General features: G+C 73.0%; 16 protein-coding genes. 12 read left to right on the top strand and 4 right to left on the bottom strand.

Features of this window, described 5'->3' with window-relative positions:
- Positions 1–96 precede the first annotated feature (96 nt).
- Entirely contained in the window at positions 97–753 is a 657-nt protein-coding gene (locus AC3EUJ_RS20780) for a class I SAM-dependent methyltransferase (protein WP_431963473.1), read from the bottom strand.
- 6 nt (positions 754–759) lie between these two features.
- Here AC3EUJ_RS20780 and AC3EUJ_RS20775 point away from each other — a divergent pair, with 6 nt between their 5' ends.
- The 7 genes from AC3EUJ_RS20775 to AC3EUJ_RS20745 all read left to right on the top strand — a co-directional run bounded on the left by AC3EUJ_RS20775 (position 760) and on the right by AC3EUJ_RS20745 (position 6,834).
- Positions 760–1,095 carry a YnfA family protein gene (locus tag AC3EUJ_RS20775; RefSeq protein ID WP_431963471.1) on the top strand — a complete coding sequence of 112 codons (336 nt, stop codon included), beginning with the start codon at positions 760–762 and terminating at the stop codon, positions 1,093–1,095.
- A gap of 134 nt (positions 1,096–1,229) precedes the next feature.
- Positions 1,230–2,000 (top strand): MHYT domain-containing protein, encoded by a 771-nt coding sequence (locus AC3EUJ_RS20770; RefSeq protein WP_431963469.1) that lies wholly within the window; start codon positions 1,230–1,232, stop codon positions 1,998–2,000.
- Positions 2,001–2,119: 119 nt separating this feature from the next.
- Positions 2,120–4,615 (top strand): sensor histidine kinase, encoded by a 2,496-nt coding sequence (locus tag AC3EUJ_RS20765; RefSeq protein ID WP_431963467.1) that lies wholly within the window; start codon positions 2,120–2,122, stop codon positions 4,613–4,615.
- Positions 4,612–5,034 (top strand): roadblock/LC7 domain-containing protein, encoded by a 423-nt coding sequence (locus tag AC3EUJ_RS20760; protein WP_431963465.1) that lies wholly within the window; start codon positions 4,612–4,614, stop codon positions 5,032–5,034. The genes AC3EUJ_RS20765 and AC3EUJ_RS20760 overlap by 4 nt, the downstream gene beginning before the upstream one ends.
- Positions 5,035–5,048: 14 nt before the next feature.
- On the top strand, positions 5,049–5,444 hold the full coding sequence (locus AC3EUJ_RS20755) for a DUF742 domain-containing protein (protein ID WP_431963463.1): 396 nt from the start codon (positions 5,049–5,051) through the stop codon (positions 5,442–5,444).
- Positions 5,425–6,015 (top strand): GTP-binding protein, encoded by a 591-nt coding sequence (locus AC3EUJ_RS20750; protein ID WP_431963461.1) that lies wholly within the window; start codon positions 5,425–5,427, stop codon positions 6,013–6,015. The genes AC3EUJ_RS20755 and AC3EUJ_RS20750 overlap by 20 nt, the downstream gene beginning before the upstream one ends.
- Positions 6,016–6,162: 147 nt before the next feature.
- Positions 6,163–6,834 (top strand): hypothetical protein, encoded by a 672-nt coding sequence (locus AC3EUJ_RS20745; RefSeq protein WP_431963459.1) that lies wholly within the window; start codon positions 6,163–6,165, stop codon positions 6,832–6,834.
- Positions 6,835–6,861: 27 nt separating this feature from the next.
- Here AC3EUJ_RS20745 and AC3EUJ_RS20740 read toward each other — a convergent pair whose 3' ends face one another.
- The gene (locus AC3EUJ_RS20740) at positions 6,862–7,290 is read right to left on the bottom strand and encodes a PPOX class F420-dependent oxidoreductase (protein ID WP_431963457.1); all 429 of its coding nucleotides are present in this window, start codon (positions 7,288–7,290) and stop codon (positions 6,862–6,864) included.
- A gap of 34 nt (positions 7,291–7,324) precedes the next feature.
- On the bottom strand, positions 7,325–8,344 hold the full coding sequence (locus AC3EUJ_RS20735) for an alpha/beta fold hydrolase (RefSeq protein ID WP_431963453.1): 1,020 nt from the start codon (positions 8,342–8,344) through the stop codon (positions 7,325–7,327).
- Between the two features lie 239 nt (positions 8,345–8,583).
- Here AC3EUJ_RS20735 and AC3EUJ_RS20730 point away from each other — a divergent pair, with 239 nt between their 5' ends.
- The 5 genes from AC3EUJ_RS20730 to AC3EUJ_RS20710 all read left to right on the top strand — a co-directional run bounded on the left by AC3EUJ_RS20730 (position 8,584) and on the right by AC3EUJ_RS20710 (position 13,173).
- On the top strand, positions 8,584–10,860 hold the full coding sequence (locus AC3EUJ_RS20730; RefSeq protein WP_431963451.1) for a sensor histidine kinase: 2,277 nt from the start codon (positions 8,584–8,586) through the stop codon (positions 10,858–10,860).
- Positions 10,851–11,261, top strand: coding sequence for a roadblock/LC7 domain-containing protein (locus AC3EUJ_RS20725; RefSeq protein WP_431963449.1), 411 nt, complete (start codon positions 10,851–10,853; stop codon positions 11,259–11,261). Before AC3EUJ_RS20730 ends, AC3EUJ_RS20725 begins: the two co-directional genes overlap by 10 nt.
- A 6-nt stretch (positions 11,262–11,267) precedes the next feature.
- Positions 11,268–11,660: a DUF742 domain-containing protein gene (locus AC3EUJ_RS20720; RefSeq protein ID WP_431963447.1), complete on the top strand. Its 393-nt coding sequence runs from the start codon at positions 11,268–11,270 to the stop codon at positions 11,658–11,660.
- Positions 11,661–11,712: 52 nt separating this feature from the next.
- The gene (locus AC3EUJ_RS20715; RefSeq protein ID WP_431963445.1) at positions 11,713–12,192 is read left to right on the top strand and encodes a macro domain-containing protein; all 480 of its coding nucleotides are present in this window, start codon (positions 11,713–11,715) and stop codon (positions 12,190–12,192) included.
- Positions 12,193–12,288: 96 nt separating this feature from the next.
- Positions 12,289–13,173: a DUF6397 family protein gene (locus tag AC3EUJ_RS20710; RefSeq protein ID WP_431963443.1), complete on the top strand. Its 885-nt coding sequence runs from the start codon at positions 12,289–12,291 to the stop codon at positions 13,171–13,173.
- Positions 13,174–13,266: 93 nt separating this feature from the next.
- Here AC3EUJ_RS20710 and AC3EUJ_RS20705 read toward each other — a convergent pair whose 3' ends face one another.
- Entirely contained in the window at positions 13,267–14,133 is an 867-nt protein-coding gene (locus AC3EUJ_RS20705) for an acyl-CoA thioesterase (RefSeq protein WP_431963441.1), read from the bottom strand.
- Positions 14,134–14,138 lie beyond the last annotated feature (5 nt).

The following is a 14,138-nucleotide window of genomic DNA, read 5'->3' as shown; positions in this document are numbered from 1 at the left end:
TAAGCGCTGGCGGACCGCTGGTCCCCAGCCAACGTGAGCCAGGAATCCCCGTCCCTTAGGGCAGGGAGGATGTCAAAACATCATGTTCGACAACGCCTACGCCTTCGTCGACGCCATCGCGAGGAACCGCTCGTCGGTGTCGGTGTAGGAGGTCATGGTCCACCCCGAGGACGCCAGCAACGGCCCCAGGCTGGACTTGGCGCGCAGGTCGTCCGGGGTCAGCTCGCGGCCCTGCCGGGCGGCCAGCGCCGCCCGGCCGATCGGGTGGAAGAGCGCCAGCCGGCCGCCGGGCCGGGTGACCCGGGCCAGCTCCCGCAGACAGGCCCGGGGGTCCGGCAGGTGACCGATCAGTCCCGCGGCGAAAACGGCGTCCAGGGTGGCGTCGCGCAGCGGCAGCCGGGCGCAGTCGGCCAGCAGCAGGGCGCCGTGCTCCCCGCGCCCGGCCCGTACCGCGGCGGCCAGCATCTCGGGCGTCAGGTCGGCGCCCACGACCGTCCCGCAAGCCCCCACGGCCGCGCGCAGGAAGGGCAGCGCCCGGCCCGTGCCGCACCCCGCGTCGAGGACCGCCTGGCCCTCCGCAAGGCCCAGTTCGGCCACAGCGGCGCGATAGGCGGGGGCGTCGTCGGGGTAGCGGGTCTCCCAGTCGGCGGCGCGGGCGGCGAAGAACGCGCGGATCTGCGCGGGGTCGGTGTGCACGACGGTCCACCTCCGGTTCGGGGCGCGCGCCGGGGCGCACGGGACGCGGGGCATCATGGTCGCATGATCCCGTTCCGTTCCGTCGCCTTGTTCCTGCTCGCCGCGGTGCTGGAGATCGGCGGCGCCTGGCTGGTCTGGCAGGGCCTGCGCGAGCACCGCGGATGGGTCTGGATCGGGGCCGGCGTCATCGCCCTGGGCTTGTACGGGTGTGTCGCCACCCTGCAGCCGGATGCCGAGTTCGGCCGCATCCTCGCCGCCTACGGCGGGGTGTTCATCGCGGGCTCCCTCGCGTGGGGCATGGTGGCGGACGGTTACCGGCCCGACCGCTACGACGTGCTGGGCGCCCTGGTCTGCCTGGTGGGCGTGGGGATCACCATGTATGCGCCACGCAGCGGCTGAAACACGCTCCCCTTGTGCAGGTTCGTGCCGCGGGCGATCGTCGGGGACCGCATCCGGAAAGCACGTTGTCAAATAAGGCAGGGTTTCGACATGGCCCGAGCGCGCGGCCACCCCCGCACTAGCGTCCCGGGGCCATGGGACACATCGACCACGCCGCCTTCGGCTGGCTGACCCCGCTGCTTTCGTACGCCATGGCGTGCGTCGGTGCCGCGCTCGGACTGCGCTGCACCGTCCGGGCCCTGGCTGCGACCGGCCGTTCCCGGCGCAACTGGCTGATCACCGCCGCGAGCGCTCTCGGCACCGGCATCTGGACGATGCACTTCGTCGCCATGCTCGGTTTCCGCGTCACCGGCACCGAGATCCGCTACAGCGTTCCCCTGACCGTCCTCAGCCTGGCCGTGGCCATGGTCGTCGTCGGCCTCGGCGTCTTCACCGTGGGGTACGGCCAGGGCCGCCTCCGGGCCCTGGCGATCGGCGGCCTCACCACGGGTGTCGGCGTGGCCAGCATGCACTACCTGGGCATGGCCGCGGTACGCCTGCACGGCGCGGTGTCCTACGAACCGTGGCTCGTGGCGCTGTCCGTCGGCATCGCCTGGGCCGCCGCGACCGCCGCCCTGTGGGCCGCGCTCACCATCCACCGCCCCGTGGTGGTCGCCGGCGCCTCCCTGGTGATGGGCGCGGCGGTCAGCAGCATGCACTACACGGGGATGCTCGCCGTGCACGTCAGGGTCAGGCCCTCGACGGACGCGCTATCCGGCGCTGGCGCGACCGCGTTCCTCTTTCCCCTCATCGTCGGTCTCGGCTCCTACCTCTTCCTCACCTCCGCTTTCGTCGCGCTCTCCCCGACGACGAGGGAGCGCATCGCCTCCGCGACCGCCCAGCGCATCGGCGAGGGCGCCCTGTGACGCCGCCACGGGGCCGCAGAGCCCACGCGGGGCCCCCCGCGGAAGAGGTGTCCCCGCACGCGACCGACGGCGGACGGGACGGCGGGACCAGGTCCCGGCTGAGCCTGCGCCCGAGGAGCGTGCGCGCGAAGATCGTGTCCCTGCTCATGGTGCCCGTCGTCTCCCTGATGGCGCTGTGGGCCTTCGCCGCCGTCACCACGGCCCAGGACATCTCCGGGCGGCTGCGTGCCCAGCGCATCGCAGAAACGATCCGCGAGCCGGTCGCCGACACCGTGACCACCCTGCAGGCGGAACGCCGTGCCGCCACCGGCTACCTGGCCCGGCCCACCACCGAGGCAGCCGCCGAACTGAACAGGCGCGCCGGGGCCACCGACCGCGCCGTCGCCCTGCTGCAACTGGGCGGCGGCCACACCGTCGCCGACGGCACCGGGCTGCCGGGCACCGCGGCCGTGCGGGTCCGCACCTTCGTCGGCGACCTGGAGCGTCTGCGCAGGCTCCGGCCCGGCATCGCCAAGGGAGCGGCCGACTGGCGCCGGACGTACCGCGCCTACACCGACGCCGTGACCGACGGGTTCGCGATCGGCAGCACCCTTGCCACGTCCCGCGGCGAGCGCGCCGCCCTCGAGATCGGCCGCGCCGCGGAACAACTGTCCCGCGAGGACGCCCTGCTCGCGGCGGCCGCCCTCACCCGTGGCCTCCCCACGGACCGCTACCGCGACCTGAGCGGCGCCGTCACCGCCCGCCGCGTCCTGCTCGCGGGCTCCGCGGCCGACCTCGGCGGCGACAGCCGCAGCACCTGGGAGCGGCTGGCTCGTTCCATCGCGTACACCGACCTCGAGGCCATGGAGGACGCCGTCCTCGACGCCGGCCCCGGCAAGGCGGCCGTGGACGGCGTGAGCCCCGCCTCCTGGGACCGGGCCGCCGGACAGGTGCTGTCCGGTCTGGAGAAGGTCGCCACGACCGCCGCGCCCGCCGACCGGCCCGTCACACAGGGCCTGTTGAGCACCTCGGGGATCGCCGTCCTGCTCGGCCTCCTCGCCGTCGTCGCGTCCCTGCTCATCTCCGTACGGATCGGCCGCGGTCTCGTCGTCGAACTCGTCGGCCTGCGCAACACCGCGCTCGAACTGGCCCGCCGCAAACTTCCCCGCGCCATGCGACGGCTCCGCGCCGGCGAGGAGATCGACCTCGGCAAGGAGGCACCCCTCGGCAGGCACGGCGCCGACGAGATCGGCCAGGTCGCCGGGGCCCTGGCCACCGTGCAGCGCGCCGCGCTGCAGGCCGCCGCGGAACGCGCCGAACTGGTCAACGGTGTCTCCGGCGTCTTCGTCAACCTCGCCCGCCGCAGCCAGGTCCTGGTGCACCGTCAGCTCGCGCTGCTCGACAGCATGGAACGGCGCACCGAGGACCCGGGCGAGCTGGAGGACCTGTTCAAGCTGGACCACCTCACGACCCGCATGCGGCGGCACGCCGAGGGTCTGATCATCCTGTCCGGCGCCGCTCCCGGCCGCGCCTGGAGCAAGCCCGTGCCCCTCACCAATGTGGTGCGTGCCGCCGTCGCCGAGGTCGAGGACTATGCCCGTGTCGAGGTCCGACGACTCCCCGTCGCCGCGGTCGTCGGCTCCGCGGTCGCCGACCTCACCCATCTGATCGCCGAACTCGTCGAGAACGCGACCCAGTTCTCCCCGCCGCACACCAAGGTGCGCGTCTACGGCGAACAGGTCGGCAACGGCTACGCCCTGGAGATCGAGGACCGCGGGCTCGGCATGGGCAAGGAGGCCATGACCGAGGCCAACCGGCGCATCGCGCAGACCCAGGCGCTCGACCTTTTCGACAGCGACCGGCTCGGCCTCTTCGTCGTCAGCCGGCTCGCCCGGCGGCACGACGTGAGGGTCTCCCTGCGCTCCTCCGCGTACGGCGGCACCACCGCCGTCGTCCTGCTGCCCACCGCCGTGCTCGACATGAGGGCACCAGAAGCCCGCGCCCCACGAGGCGCGGGGACGAGAGGCGCGGCGTCCGGCCCGCACGGACCCCGCCAGGGGTTCACGGAGGTACCGCCCCCGGCGGCCGCCTCCCCGCGCGGCGACGGCGACGGGCCGCCGCGCCCCGCCGCGCCCCGGCCCGTTCGTCTGCCGGAGCCGGCGACGGCCCCCGTGCCCGCCCCCGATCCCGCGCCCACCCCGGCCCGCGGCGGGGCGCCCACTCCCGCGCCCGTCGGCGCCCCTGGGGCCGCTCCCGCCGCCGGTGGCGGACTCCCGCGCCGCGTCCGCCGTGCGAGCCTCGCCCCACAGCTCCTGGAACCACGCGCACCCGAACGCGCCCCCATGCCGCAGGACACGGGGCACGACGTACCCGAACGGACGGCGGAGCAGGCGCGCTCGACGATGGCAGCCTTCCGTCGCGGCTGGGTCCGCGGCGGCGGTGCCGGAGCCCGTGACGCCGCCGACGGGGAACCGACCGGGCCGCGCCCCCTGCGGTCCGCACCGCAGCCCGGAGGCGTCCGGCCCGGTCCCGATGGGTCAGGCCACGACGACGGCTCGGACACGACGCCCGAGGACGGCGAGCAGGGCCACGCCCGCACCTCGGACCCGGCATCCCGCGAAGGAGAGCATGGATGATCGACGCATCGAACCGGTCCGGTGAACTGGACTGGCTGCTGGACGACCTCACCGACCGGGTGGACAACGTCCGTCACGCCGTGGTCCTGTCGGGCGACGGCCTGGCCGTGGGCTCCTCACGCGGCCTGACCCGGGAGGACGCCGAGCACCTGGCGGCCGTCGCCTCGGGCTTCCACAGCCTCGCCAAGGGCGCCGGACGCCACTTCGCCGCCGGCGAGGTCCGGCAGACCATGGTCGAACTCGACCACGGCTTCCTCTTCGTGGCGGCCGCGGGCGAGGGCTCGTGCCTCGCGGTGTTCACCGGCGCGGGAGCCGACGTCGGCCTGATCGCCTACGAGATGGCCCGCCTGGTCAAGCGCGTGGGCGAGCACCTGCACACCCCGCCGCGTCTCGGCGCCGCAGGCCCGGCCGCCGGCTGACCGGCGCACAGGTGATGAACGGCGGGCACCCGCGCGGGCCGGACGGCCACTGGTACGACGACGCGGCCGGACCCCTGGTGCGCCCGTACGCCATGACCGGCGGCCGCACCCGGCCCGGGACGGCGGTCGCCGCCCTGGACCTGATCGCCCTGGTGCTCGCCGAACCCGGCGCCACCGACGATCCCACACTCGGACCCGAGCACACCGCGCTGCTCGCGTTGTGCCGGGACGAGCCCCTGTCGGTCGCCGAGCTGGCAGCCGACGCCGACCTGCCGTTGGGCGTCGTACGCGTCCTCCTCGGCGACCTCCTGACGCTCGGCAGCGTACGGGTGAGCACTCCCGTACCGCCGGCGCAGCTACCTGACGAGCGCATCCTGCGAGAGGTGATCAATGGACTCCGGGCACTCTGAGACGCCGGTCATGGCCCTGAAGATCCTCATCGCGGGGGGCTTCGGGGTCGGCAAGACCACCATGGTGGGCGCGGTGAGCGAGATCCGGCCGCTGCGCACCGAGGAGCAACTGACCGAGGCCGGGCGCCATGTGGACGACATCGGCGGAGTCGAGCGGAAGTCCACCACCACCGTGGCGATGGACTTCGGCAGGATCACCGTCAGGGCCGGTCTCTCGCTCTACCTGTTCGGCACCCCCGGCCAGGACCGCTTCTGGTTCCTGTGGGACGAGCTGTCACAAGGGGCGCTCGGCGCGGTCGTGCTCGCCGACACCCGCCGCCTTGAGGACTGCTTTCCGGCCGTGGACTTCTTCGAGCACCGTAAGATCCCCTTCGCCGTCGCCGTCAACCGCTTCCCCGGCGCGCTGGAGCACCGCCCGGAGGACGTCTCGCGTGCCCTCGACCTGCAGGACGGCACCCCCGTCGTCCTGTGCGACGCGCGGGACCGCGCATCGGGCAAGGAGGTGTTGATCGCCCTCGTCGAGCACGCCGGGCGGATGCACGCGGCACGCCTTCTGGAGTCGGTGCGCTGACGCTCCGTGCAGGGGCGGGGCACCCTAGCAGAACGGTGCCGCGGAAAAAGGAATTCACAGTGCATTGAGAGGCAGCCGAACCGGATGCGTACAGGTGGCCAGACGGGGCGCACGGGCCCCGACGCCCCTACCGCGCAAGGAGTCCAGATGCACAAGCGGATCGGTGCCGCAGTCGCCGGAACGGCCGCTGCCCTCCTGCTCGTCACCGCCTGCGGCGGGTCGAACGGCTACAACCAGGCCGGCAGCGTGGCGCCGGCGGCCCAGCAGCAGGACGCGGCCCAGTCGCCCACCTCGCAGCCCGGCTCCGGGTCCTCCTCGAGCGGTTACGGGTACGACAGCGAGACCTCCGCCGACCCCTCCTCGGGCACCGGTGACGGATACGCCGGTGGTGCGGACGACATCTCCGACAGCGGCAGCGCGGACGCCGCCTCCGACAAGAAGTGGCCCATCCTGTCCGTCGTCAACGACGCCAAGCTCGGCGACATCCTCGTCGATTTCAAGGGCCGTACCCTGTACCGCTTCGACAAGGACACCGACTGGCCGATGGTGTCCAACTGCACCGGCGAGTGCCTCAAGAAGTGGCCGGCGGCCAAGCCCGTCACCAAGGCGCAGGCCGAGGCCGCCGGTCTCAACCCCAAGCTCGTCAGCACCTACACCCGTCCGGACGGCACCAAGCAGCTGTCGTACAACTGCTGGCCCGTCTACTGGTACGTCGGCGACACCAAGCCCGGTGACACCAACGGCCACGCCGTGGGCGGCACCTGGTGGGCCATGGGCGCCAACGGCAAGAAGGCCAACGGCGGCAAGCCGATCCGCTGACCCGGGCAGGGGCGGGGCCCGCGACGCTCAGTCCGCCACACCGGACTCGGCGAGCACCTTGTCGATCCGCACCCGCACCAGGAGTTCGCCGGGCACCCCATTGCGCGCCCCGAACTCCTCGGCGACGTCCTCGCCCATGTAGCGGGCGGCGATCCGGGTGGCCCACTCCCGCAAGGGACCGGGCTCCTCGCTCACCTCCGCCCGTCCCCGCAGGACCACGTACGCGAACGGCGGCCGGTCATCGTCCACGCACAGGGCGACCCGGCCGTCGCGCGCGATGTTGCGGCCCTTGACCGTGTCCTTGCCCGTGTTGAACACGATGTCGTCGCCGTCCAGCAGGAACCAGACGGGTGCCACATGGGGCGTGCCGTCCGCCCGCGTGGTCGCCAGCTTCCCCGTCCGCGTGCCGGCGGAGACGAAGGCCCGCCACTCTTCCTCGGTCATCCTGTGTCCCATGCCCCCATCCTGCCCCGGACGGCGGCCGGTGGCCTCAGGACCCACTGGAGGGGTGCTGCGGCTCGGCCTCCTGGTAGAGCGGTACGTCCATCCGGCCGCGCCGCAGCAGCCGGCGCCAGAGCACCGGGTCGTACTCCTGCGGCGTGGTGGTGGCGAGGAAGTCCTCCAGTACGTCGACGAAACGCCCGGGCGCGTCATGATGCGGGAAATGCCCGGCGTCCTTGAACAACTCCAGCCGGCTGCCCGGCATCGCGGTGTGCGCCCTCCGCGCGTGGCGCACCGGGATCACCCCGTCGTGCTCACCCCACATGATGAGGGTCGGCAGGCCCGCCGTCAGATAACTGCGGTCCATCATCGTGATGACCTGCCCCCGCACATCGACTCCGGCACGCAGGGTGCGCAGGAAGGCCTGACGCGTCATGGAGCTGTCCAGCATGAGGTAGCGCTCCAGGACGTAGTCGAAGTCGTGGCGGCCGAGCCCCAGCCCGCCGGTGGCCCGCAGCAGCGGTGCCAGCAGCCGCAGAGCCCTGCGCACGGGCGGCGAGGTGGCCAGTGGCAGCGTCACCTCGGAACCCGGGCCCGCGGCCAGCCGCAGCAGCGGGTGCACCTCCGGCCCCAGGCCGCCGCCGCCCACGATCACCAGGCGTTCGCACCGCTCCGGGAACTGGTAGGCGAACTGCATCGCGACACCCGCCCCGAGCGAGTGGCCCACGACCGACACCCGGTCGACGTCGAGCACGCCCAGCAGGTCGCGCATGCCGCAGGCGTAGGCCGCCACCGCGTAGTCGGCGCGGGGCCGCTCGCTGTCGCCGTGTCCCAGCAGATCGGGCGCGATGACCGTGTGCCGGCGCCCCAGCCGGGGCAGTATGTGCGCCCACGTCGCCGACGAGTCGCCGAGACCGTGGATCAGCAGCAGCGGCGGCCCGCTGCCGCCGAGCCGGAACGCGCGCCGGTAGCCGTGGATGTCGCGATGGACCAGAGGAACGCCCTGCGAACCGTCCTCCGCGTCCGGGGCGAGAGGGTGGACCCGGCGCACGACCTGTCCCCGTTCCATGCGTCCAGCGTGCGACAGCGGGGTTTCCCCCGCAATGCCGCGCCGTTAGCACGGCGTGAACGCGCTTGCGCGGGTGTGGGCGTGCGGTGGCAGGATACGTCGCCTCCCAGGGTCCCGCACCCCGGGGGCCCTTGGGGAAAGGGATTGTGAGATGTCACAGTCGACACCACCAAAGGGGTGTTCGTGGGTCAGACTGTGCCCCTCCCCATCGAACCCATGGTCGACCGAGGACCTCACGCATGCGCCTGCGCCCCCGCACCATCCGCACGCAACTCGTGGTACTTCTTCTGGTGCCGCTGATCTCGCTGGCGGGTCTGTGGACATACAGCACCGCGACCTCGGTGCGCGGGGCCTTCGCCCTCATGGGGATCGCCGACACCTACCGCTACTACGGAACCCCCGCGGACGACCTCGGACGGGCCCTGCAGGTCGAGCGGCGCGTCGCCGTCGCCTATGTGGCGTCCGACGGCGCCGACGGCGGGGACGAACTGGAGCGCCTCGAGCGCACCACCGACCGGCTGCTCGCGGTCGTCCGCGACCACGCGCGCGATCAGGCGCAGGGCACCGAACTGGACCTCGCACAGCGCCGGCGGATCACGGAGCTGATCACCGCGGCGAAGGACCTGGAGCCGCTGCGTGAGGACGTCCGGCAGCGCGATGTCGGCTGGTCGATGACGCTCCACCGCTATTCGGCTGTGATCGACCCCATCTTCCGGCTCCGGGGCTCTCTTGCCGCGCTCCAGAGCGGCGAGGTCGCCCGGCAGGGCGGGTTCGTCATCGACCTTGCACGCGCCAGGGAGTTGCTGTCCCGCGAGGACGCCATGCTCACCGCCGCACAGGTCGGTCCGGCCATGACGTCGAGTCAGTACCGTGAGTTCATCGGGACCATCGACGGGCGCAAGCTGCTGCACTCCATCGTCGACCCCGAGCTGACCAAGGCCGCCAAGGAGCGGCTCGACGAGTTCGAGGGCGGCAGCGTCGCCTGGACGCTGGACTCCATGGAGACCGCGGCCCGTTCGGCGGGCGCCAAGGACGTCGGACTCGTCGTCTCCCAGGACCGCTGGCGGCAGAACGCCGACCGGGCGCTGGCCGAACTGAGCGACATCAACCTGGACGCCGCCCGTGAGGTCGGCGAGCAAGCGCGCACCGACGGCATGGACGTGCTCGTGCGGACCGGTGCGGTCAGCCTCGCCGGACTGTTCCTGGTCGTCCTGTCGGTGGTCGTCTCCCTGCTCATCGGACGCGGCATCGCCCGCCGGCTCACCCTGCTGCGCAACCAGGCCCTGGAGCTGTCCGGAATGCGCCTGCCCGAAGTGCTCCGCAGGCTGCGCGCGGGTGAGGAACTCGACAACGAGGCGGTCGCCCGTGCCGCACCTGACCTGCGTTTCGGCGCCGACGAGATCGGCCAGGTCGGCCGGGCCTTCAACAACGCGCAGCGCGCCGCCGTCCAGGCGGCCGTCGACCAGGAGAAGCTGCGCCGCGGCGTCTCCGCCGTCTTCACCAACCTGGCCCGCCGTAGCCAGGTGCTGCTGCACCGTCAGCTGACATTGCTCGACGCCATGGAACGCCGCTCCGGTGACCCGGCGGATCTGGACGACCTCTTCCGCGTCGACCACATCGCCGTCCGCATGCGCCGGCACGCCGAGGGCCTGCTGATCCTCTCCGGCAACGCACCGGGCCGCGCCTGGCGCCGCCCGGTCCGGCTCGCGGAGGTGGCACGCGCCGCGGTCGGCGAGGTCGAGCACTACCAGCGGGTCACCGTCCGGCGCATGCCCCGGGTGGCGCTGACCGGCCCCGCGGTCGCCGACGTAGTGCACCTGCTGGCGGAACTCATCGACAACGCCACGGCGTTCTCGCCACCCGACACCAAGGTCGAGGTGCGTGGGGAGGTCGTCGCCGGCGGCTACGTCCTGGAGGTCGAGGACCGCGGCCTGGGCATGAGCACCGAGCGGCTCGCCGCGGCCAACAACGAACTCGGCGAGGCCGGGGCCGGGACGGAACTCCCCGAGACCGACCGCCTGGGCCTGTTCACCGTCGGGCGGCTCGCCGCGCGGCAGGGAGTGCGCGTCACCCTGCGCCGAGGGCGGTTCGACGGCACGGTGGCGGTGGTGTTCATACCGCAGTCGGTGCTCGTGGACGCCTCGGGCGACGATGTCGAGACCGGGGAGCACGTGCTCCGTCCACGGGCCGTACCCGAACCGCCGGGGCCGGACCGCGCGGACGCGGCGCCGCGCACACCGAGGCCGCGGCGGGGACCGACCCGGCCGCGCGAGGAAGGCCGCACGGTGACGGGGTTGCCGAAGCGGCAGCGGCAGGCCAGTCTCGTAGCGCAACTGAGGGACGAGGGAGTGCACCAGAGCCCGGCGAAGACGTCCGGTGGGGGAGACGAAAGGGAACGATCTCCGGAAGAGGCTCGTTCCACCATCACGGCGTTCGCCCGCGGCCTGGCCCGCGGCAGGGACGCCGCAGCACCGCAAGGAACTGCGGAGTCAGGGGAGATCGGGGGATGGCGGTGAGCAATGGACTCACGTGGCTGATGGACGATCTGACAGAGCGGGTGCCGCACGTCAGGCACGCGCTTGTGCTCTCCGGCGACGGTCTGGTGACCGGGGCGAGCACCAGTTTGGACCGTGCCACGGCCGAGCACCTGGCCGCCGTCTCGTCCGGGTTCCACAGCCTCGCCAAAGGCGCTGGGCGGCACTTCGACGCGGGCGGTGTGCGCCAGACGATGGTCGAGTTCGACGACGGCTTCCTGTTCGTCACGGCCGCGGGCGAGGGCAGCTGCCTCTCGGTGCTCAGTGGTGTGCAGGCCGATGTCGGGCAGATCGCCTACGAGATGACCCTCATGGTCCACCGGGTCGGTGAACACCTCGGTGTCACGCCGCGCCGGCACGACGCGGCGGCACCGGGGGAGTGATGAAGCATGAACCCGAGCCCGCCGGGAGACGAGGGCGCGCTCTGGTATGACGACGAGGCCGGTCCGATGGTGCGCGCCTACACCATCACCGGTGGCCGCACCCGGCCGGACTCCGACGGTGACGTCGACCTGATCGCCGTCATGGTCCCGGCCGCCGGCGCGGCCTCGGACGACGACCTCGACGAGGAGCACCTGGCCCTCCTGGATCTGTGCCGTGACGGCCCGCTCACCGTGGCCGAACTGGCCGCGGACGCCGATCTCGCGCTCGGCGTCGTCCGGGTGCTGCTCGGCGACCTCCTTCGGGGCGGCCATCTGCGCGCCATCCGGCCCGTGCCTCCGGCCGACCTGCCCGACGTGGGGCTGCTCAAGGACGTCATCAACGGCCTGCGCGCCCTGTGAGCCGGGCTGTCGCCCTGGCGGCGCTGTCGGAGCTTAGGCGTACGGTGATCACATGGAGGGGATCACGTACGTCCGGGGGGACGCCACCGCGCCGCAGGGCAAGGGTGTCAAGCTGATCGTCCACGTCTGCAACGACCTGGGCGGCTGGGGCAAGGGATTCGTGGTCGCGCTCTCCCGCCGCTGGCCCGAGCCCGAGGCCGCGTACCGGCGATGGCACCGCGAGCGCGCCGGCAACGACTTCGCCCTGGGCGCGGTCCAGTTCGTCCGGGTCGGTGAGCGGGTCTGGGTGGCCAATCTCGTGGGCCAGCACGGCATCCGCAGGGGCAGCAAGGGCGTGCCCGTACGGTACGAGGCGATCGACGCGGGGCTGGACCTGGTGGCGCGAAGGGCCGCGGAGCTGGACGCGTCCGTGCACATGCCGCGCATCGGGTGCGGGCTCGCGGGCGGGCGGTGGGAGCGGGTCGCGCCGTCGATCGAGGAGCGGCTCGTGCGCCGCGGGATCTCCGTGACCGTGTACGACAACGGGGCGTGACGCGGAGTTATCCACAGGCCCGGGCGGATGTCGCCGCGAGGACCTATTGTCGTGACTGTCAGTGATGGATCGCTACGGAAGGTCAGGGGGAGTGGCATGGCTGTCAAGGAGACCGCCGTCCGGGAGGCGCTCGGCATGCAGCGCGCCCGGGAGGAACTGTGTCTGGAGTCGGCGGAGTTCGAGGTCGCGCTGCAGACCGGCGAGGTGCGCACGGCACCGGCCGTCGGCGGACGTCGGCGCGTCGTGCGGGAGGACGTGGACCGCCTGCGCGCCGAGGAGGGCTTTCCCGACCGCCTGCGCGCGCGGCTGGAACTGGTCGGCAGCATCGAGGGCGCGGCGCTGATCGGGATCAGCCGGGAACGCTTCACCCGGCTCGCCAGAGGCGGTTTCCTCCGCCCGGTCCGCTGGTACGTCAACCGCTACCGCGCCGTTGTGTGGCTCTATCTCGCCGAAGATGTGCGGCGGTTCGCCCGGTCCCATCCGGCGCTGCTGGAGGGCCGGCTGCCGGCCGAGTTGCGCGACGCCCTCGACGAGGGCGAGGATCACCGCGCCCGCGGCTGGCGGGCCCGCCGCATCGAGGAACTGGTGCGCGACGCGGAGGACGCCTGGGGCGAGGCGGCCGCCTGGTCCGCCCTGCTGGGCCCGGCAGCGGCCGCCGACGCGGTGCCGGACCCTCGCGAACGGGCCTATCTGCGCCGGCTGTGCCCGGCGATTCCACCGGGAAGCACGGGTTCGTACGCGACACGTGAGCTGATCGAGGCCCAGACCGTGGCCTCCGACCCGGACGAGATCACCTTCGCCCAGGTCTCGCTCACCGACGCGCTGCTCAGGGCCCGCACCACCCGCCCCGCGCCGCACCCCGAGCGCGGCACCCCGGCCGCCACCGCTGTCGCGCCGATCGCCCCACCACCTCCTGCCGCACCCCCGCCGCCCTCCGCGGCGCCGCGCAGCCGCTGGCGACGCCTCCTCCGACTGGACTGACCGTGCCGGGCCTCACAGGGCGCGTCCGCATGCGCTGAGGCCCGGGCGGCGGGAGGGGGACCCGGCCCCGCCCGGCACCGCCGGCCACGACCTTCAGCCGCCGTGCTTCCGGAACAGCCCCTCCTGGACCACGGAGACCAGCAGCCGGCCCTCGCGGTCGTAGATGCGCCCGCGGGCCAGGCCGCGCGCGCCGGTCGCGACGGGGGACTCCTGGTCGTACAGGAACCACTCGTCGGTGCGGAACGGCCGGTGGAACCACATCGCGTGGTCCAGCGAGGCCATGTCGAAGCCGCGTGGCCCCCACAGCGGTTCCACCGGTACGCGCACGGCGTCCAGCAGCATCATGTCGCTGGCGTACGTGAGGGCGCAGGTGTGCACCAGCGGGTCGTCGCCGAGCGGGCCCACCGCGCGCATCCAGACCGCGCTGCGCGGCTCGGCGCCCTCGATCTCCTCGGCGGTCCAGCGCAGGCGGTCCACGTAGCGGATGTCGAACGGCTGCCGTCGCGCCATCCGCTCGAGCTGCTCGGGCAGTTCGCCGAGGTGCTCACGGAGCTCGTCGCTCAGCTTCGGCAGGCTCTCCGGGGCCGGGACCTCGCGCATCGGCAACTGGTGCTCGAACCCGGGCTCCGGCACATGGAAGGAGGCGGTCAGGTTGAAGATCGTCCGGCCCTGCTGCACCGCGACCACACGCCGCGTCGTGAAGGAGCGGCCGTCGCGGATCCGCTCCACCTGGTACACGATCGGCACCCCGGGACGCCCCGGGCGCAGGAAGTACGCGTGCAGGGAGTGCACCGGACGGCTGCCGTCCGTCGTGCGCCCGGCCGCGACCAGCGCCTGGCCCGCCACCTGTCCGCCGAACACCCGCTGGAGGCGTTCCTGGGGGCTCCGCCCGCGGAAGATGTCCTCCTCGATCCGTTCCAGGTCGAGGAGGTCCACCAGCCGCTCGGCCGGGTTGGTCATCGGGT

The organism is Actinacidiphila sp. bgisy160 (genome assembly GCF_057707815.1).
Note: the sequence above shows the minus strand (reverse complement) of the source record. Positions and strands in the feature narration are given on the sequence as shown.

Bases quoted from the DNA above. Each gene is read 5' to 3' on its own strand.
- AC3EUJ_RS20770 (WP_431963469.1), top strand. From the start codon at position 1,230: ATGGGACACATCGACCACGCCGCCTTCGGCTGGCTGACCCCGCTGCTT.
- AC3EUJ_RS20755 (WP_431963463.1), top strand. From the start codon at position 5,049: ATGAACGGCGGGCACCCGCGCGGGCCGGACGGCCACTGGTACGACGAC.
- AC3EUJ_RS20740 (WP_431963457.1), bottom strand. From the start codon at position 7,290: ATGGGACACAGGATGACCGAGGAAGAGTGGCGGGCCTTCGTCTCCGCC.
- AC3EUJ_RS20720 (WP_431963447.1), top strand. From the start codon at position 11,268: ATGAACCCGAGCCCGCCGGGAGACGAGGGCGCGCTCTGGTATGACGAC.
- AC3EUJ_RS20725 (WP_431963449.1), top strand. From the start codon at position 10,851: ATGGCGGTGAGCAATGGACTCACGTGGCTGATGGACGATCTGACAGAG.
- AC3EUJ_RS20750 (WP_431963461.1), top strand. From the start codon at position 5,425: ATGGACTCCGGGCACTCTGAGACGCCGGTCATGGCCCTGAAGATCCTC.
- AC3EUJ_RS20760 (WP_431963465.1), top strand. From the start codon at position 4,612: ATGATCGACGCATCGAACCGGTCCGGTGAACTGGACTGGCTGCTGGAC.
- AC3EUJ_RS20710 (WP_431963443.1), top strand. From the start codon at position 12,289: ATGGCTGTCAAGGAGACCGCCGTCCGGGAGGCGCTCGGCATGCAGCGC.
- AC3EUJ_RS20780 (WP_431963473.1), bottom strand. From the start codon at position 753: ATGATGCCCCGCGTCCCGTGCGCCCCGGCGCGCGCCCCGAACCGGAGG.
- AC3EUJ_RS20775 (WP_431963471.1), top strand. From the start codon at position 760: ATGATCCCGTTCCGTTCCGTCGCCTTGTTCCTGCTCGCCGCGGTGCTG.
- AC3EUJ_RS20730 (WP_431963451.1), top strand. From the start codon at position 8,584: ATGCGCCTGCGCCCCCGCACCATCCGCACGCAACTCGTGGTACTTCTT.
- AC3EUJ_RS20705 (WP_431963441.1), bottom strand. From the start codon at position 14,133: ATGACCAACCCGGCCGAGCGGCTGGTGGACCTCCTCGACCTGGAACGG.
- AC3EUJ_RS20735 (WP_431963453.1), bottom strand. From the start codon at position 8,344: ATGGAACGGGGACAGGTCGTGCGCCGGGTCCACCCTCTCGCCCCGGAC.
- AC3EUJ_RS20715 (WP_431963445.1), top strand. From the start codon at position 11,713: ATGGAGGGGATCACGTACGTCCGGGGGGACGCCACCGCGCCGCAGGGC.
- AC3EUJ_RS20745 (WP_431963459.1), top strand. From the start codon at position 6,163: ATGCACAAGCGGATCGGTGCCGCAGTCGCCGGAACGGCCGCTGCCCTC.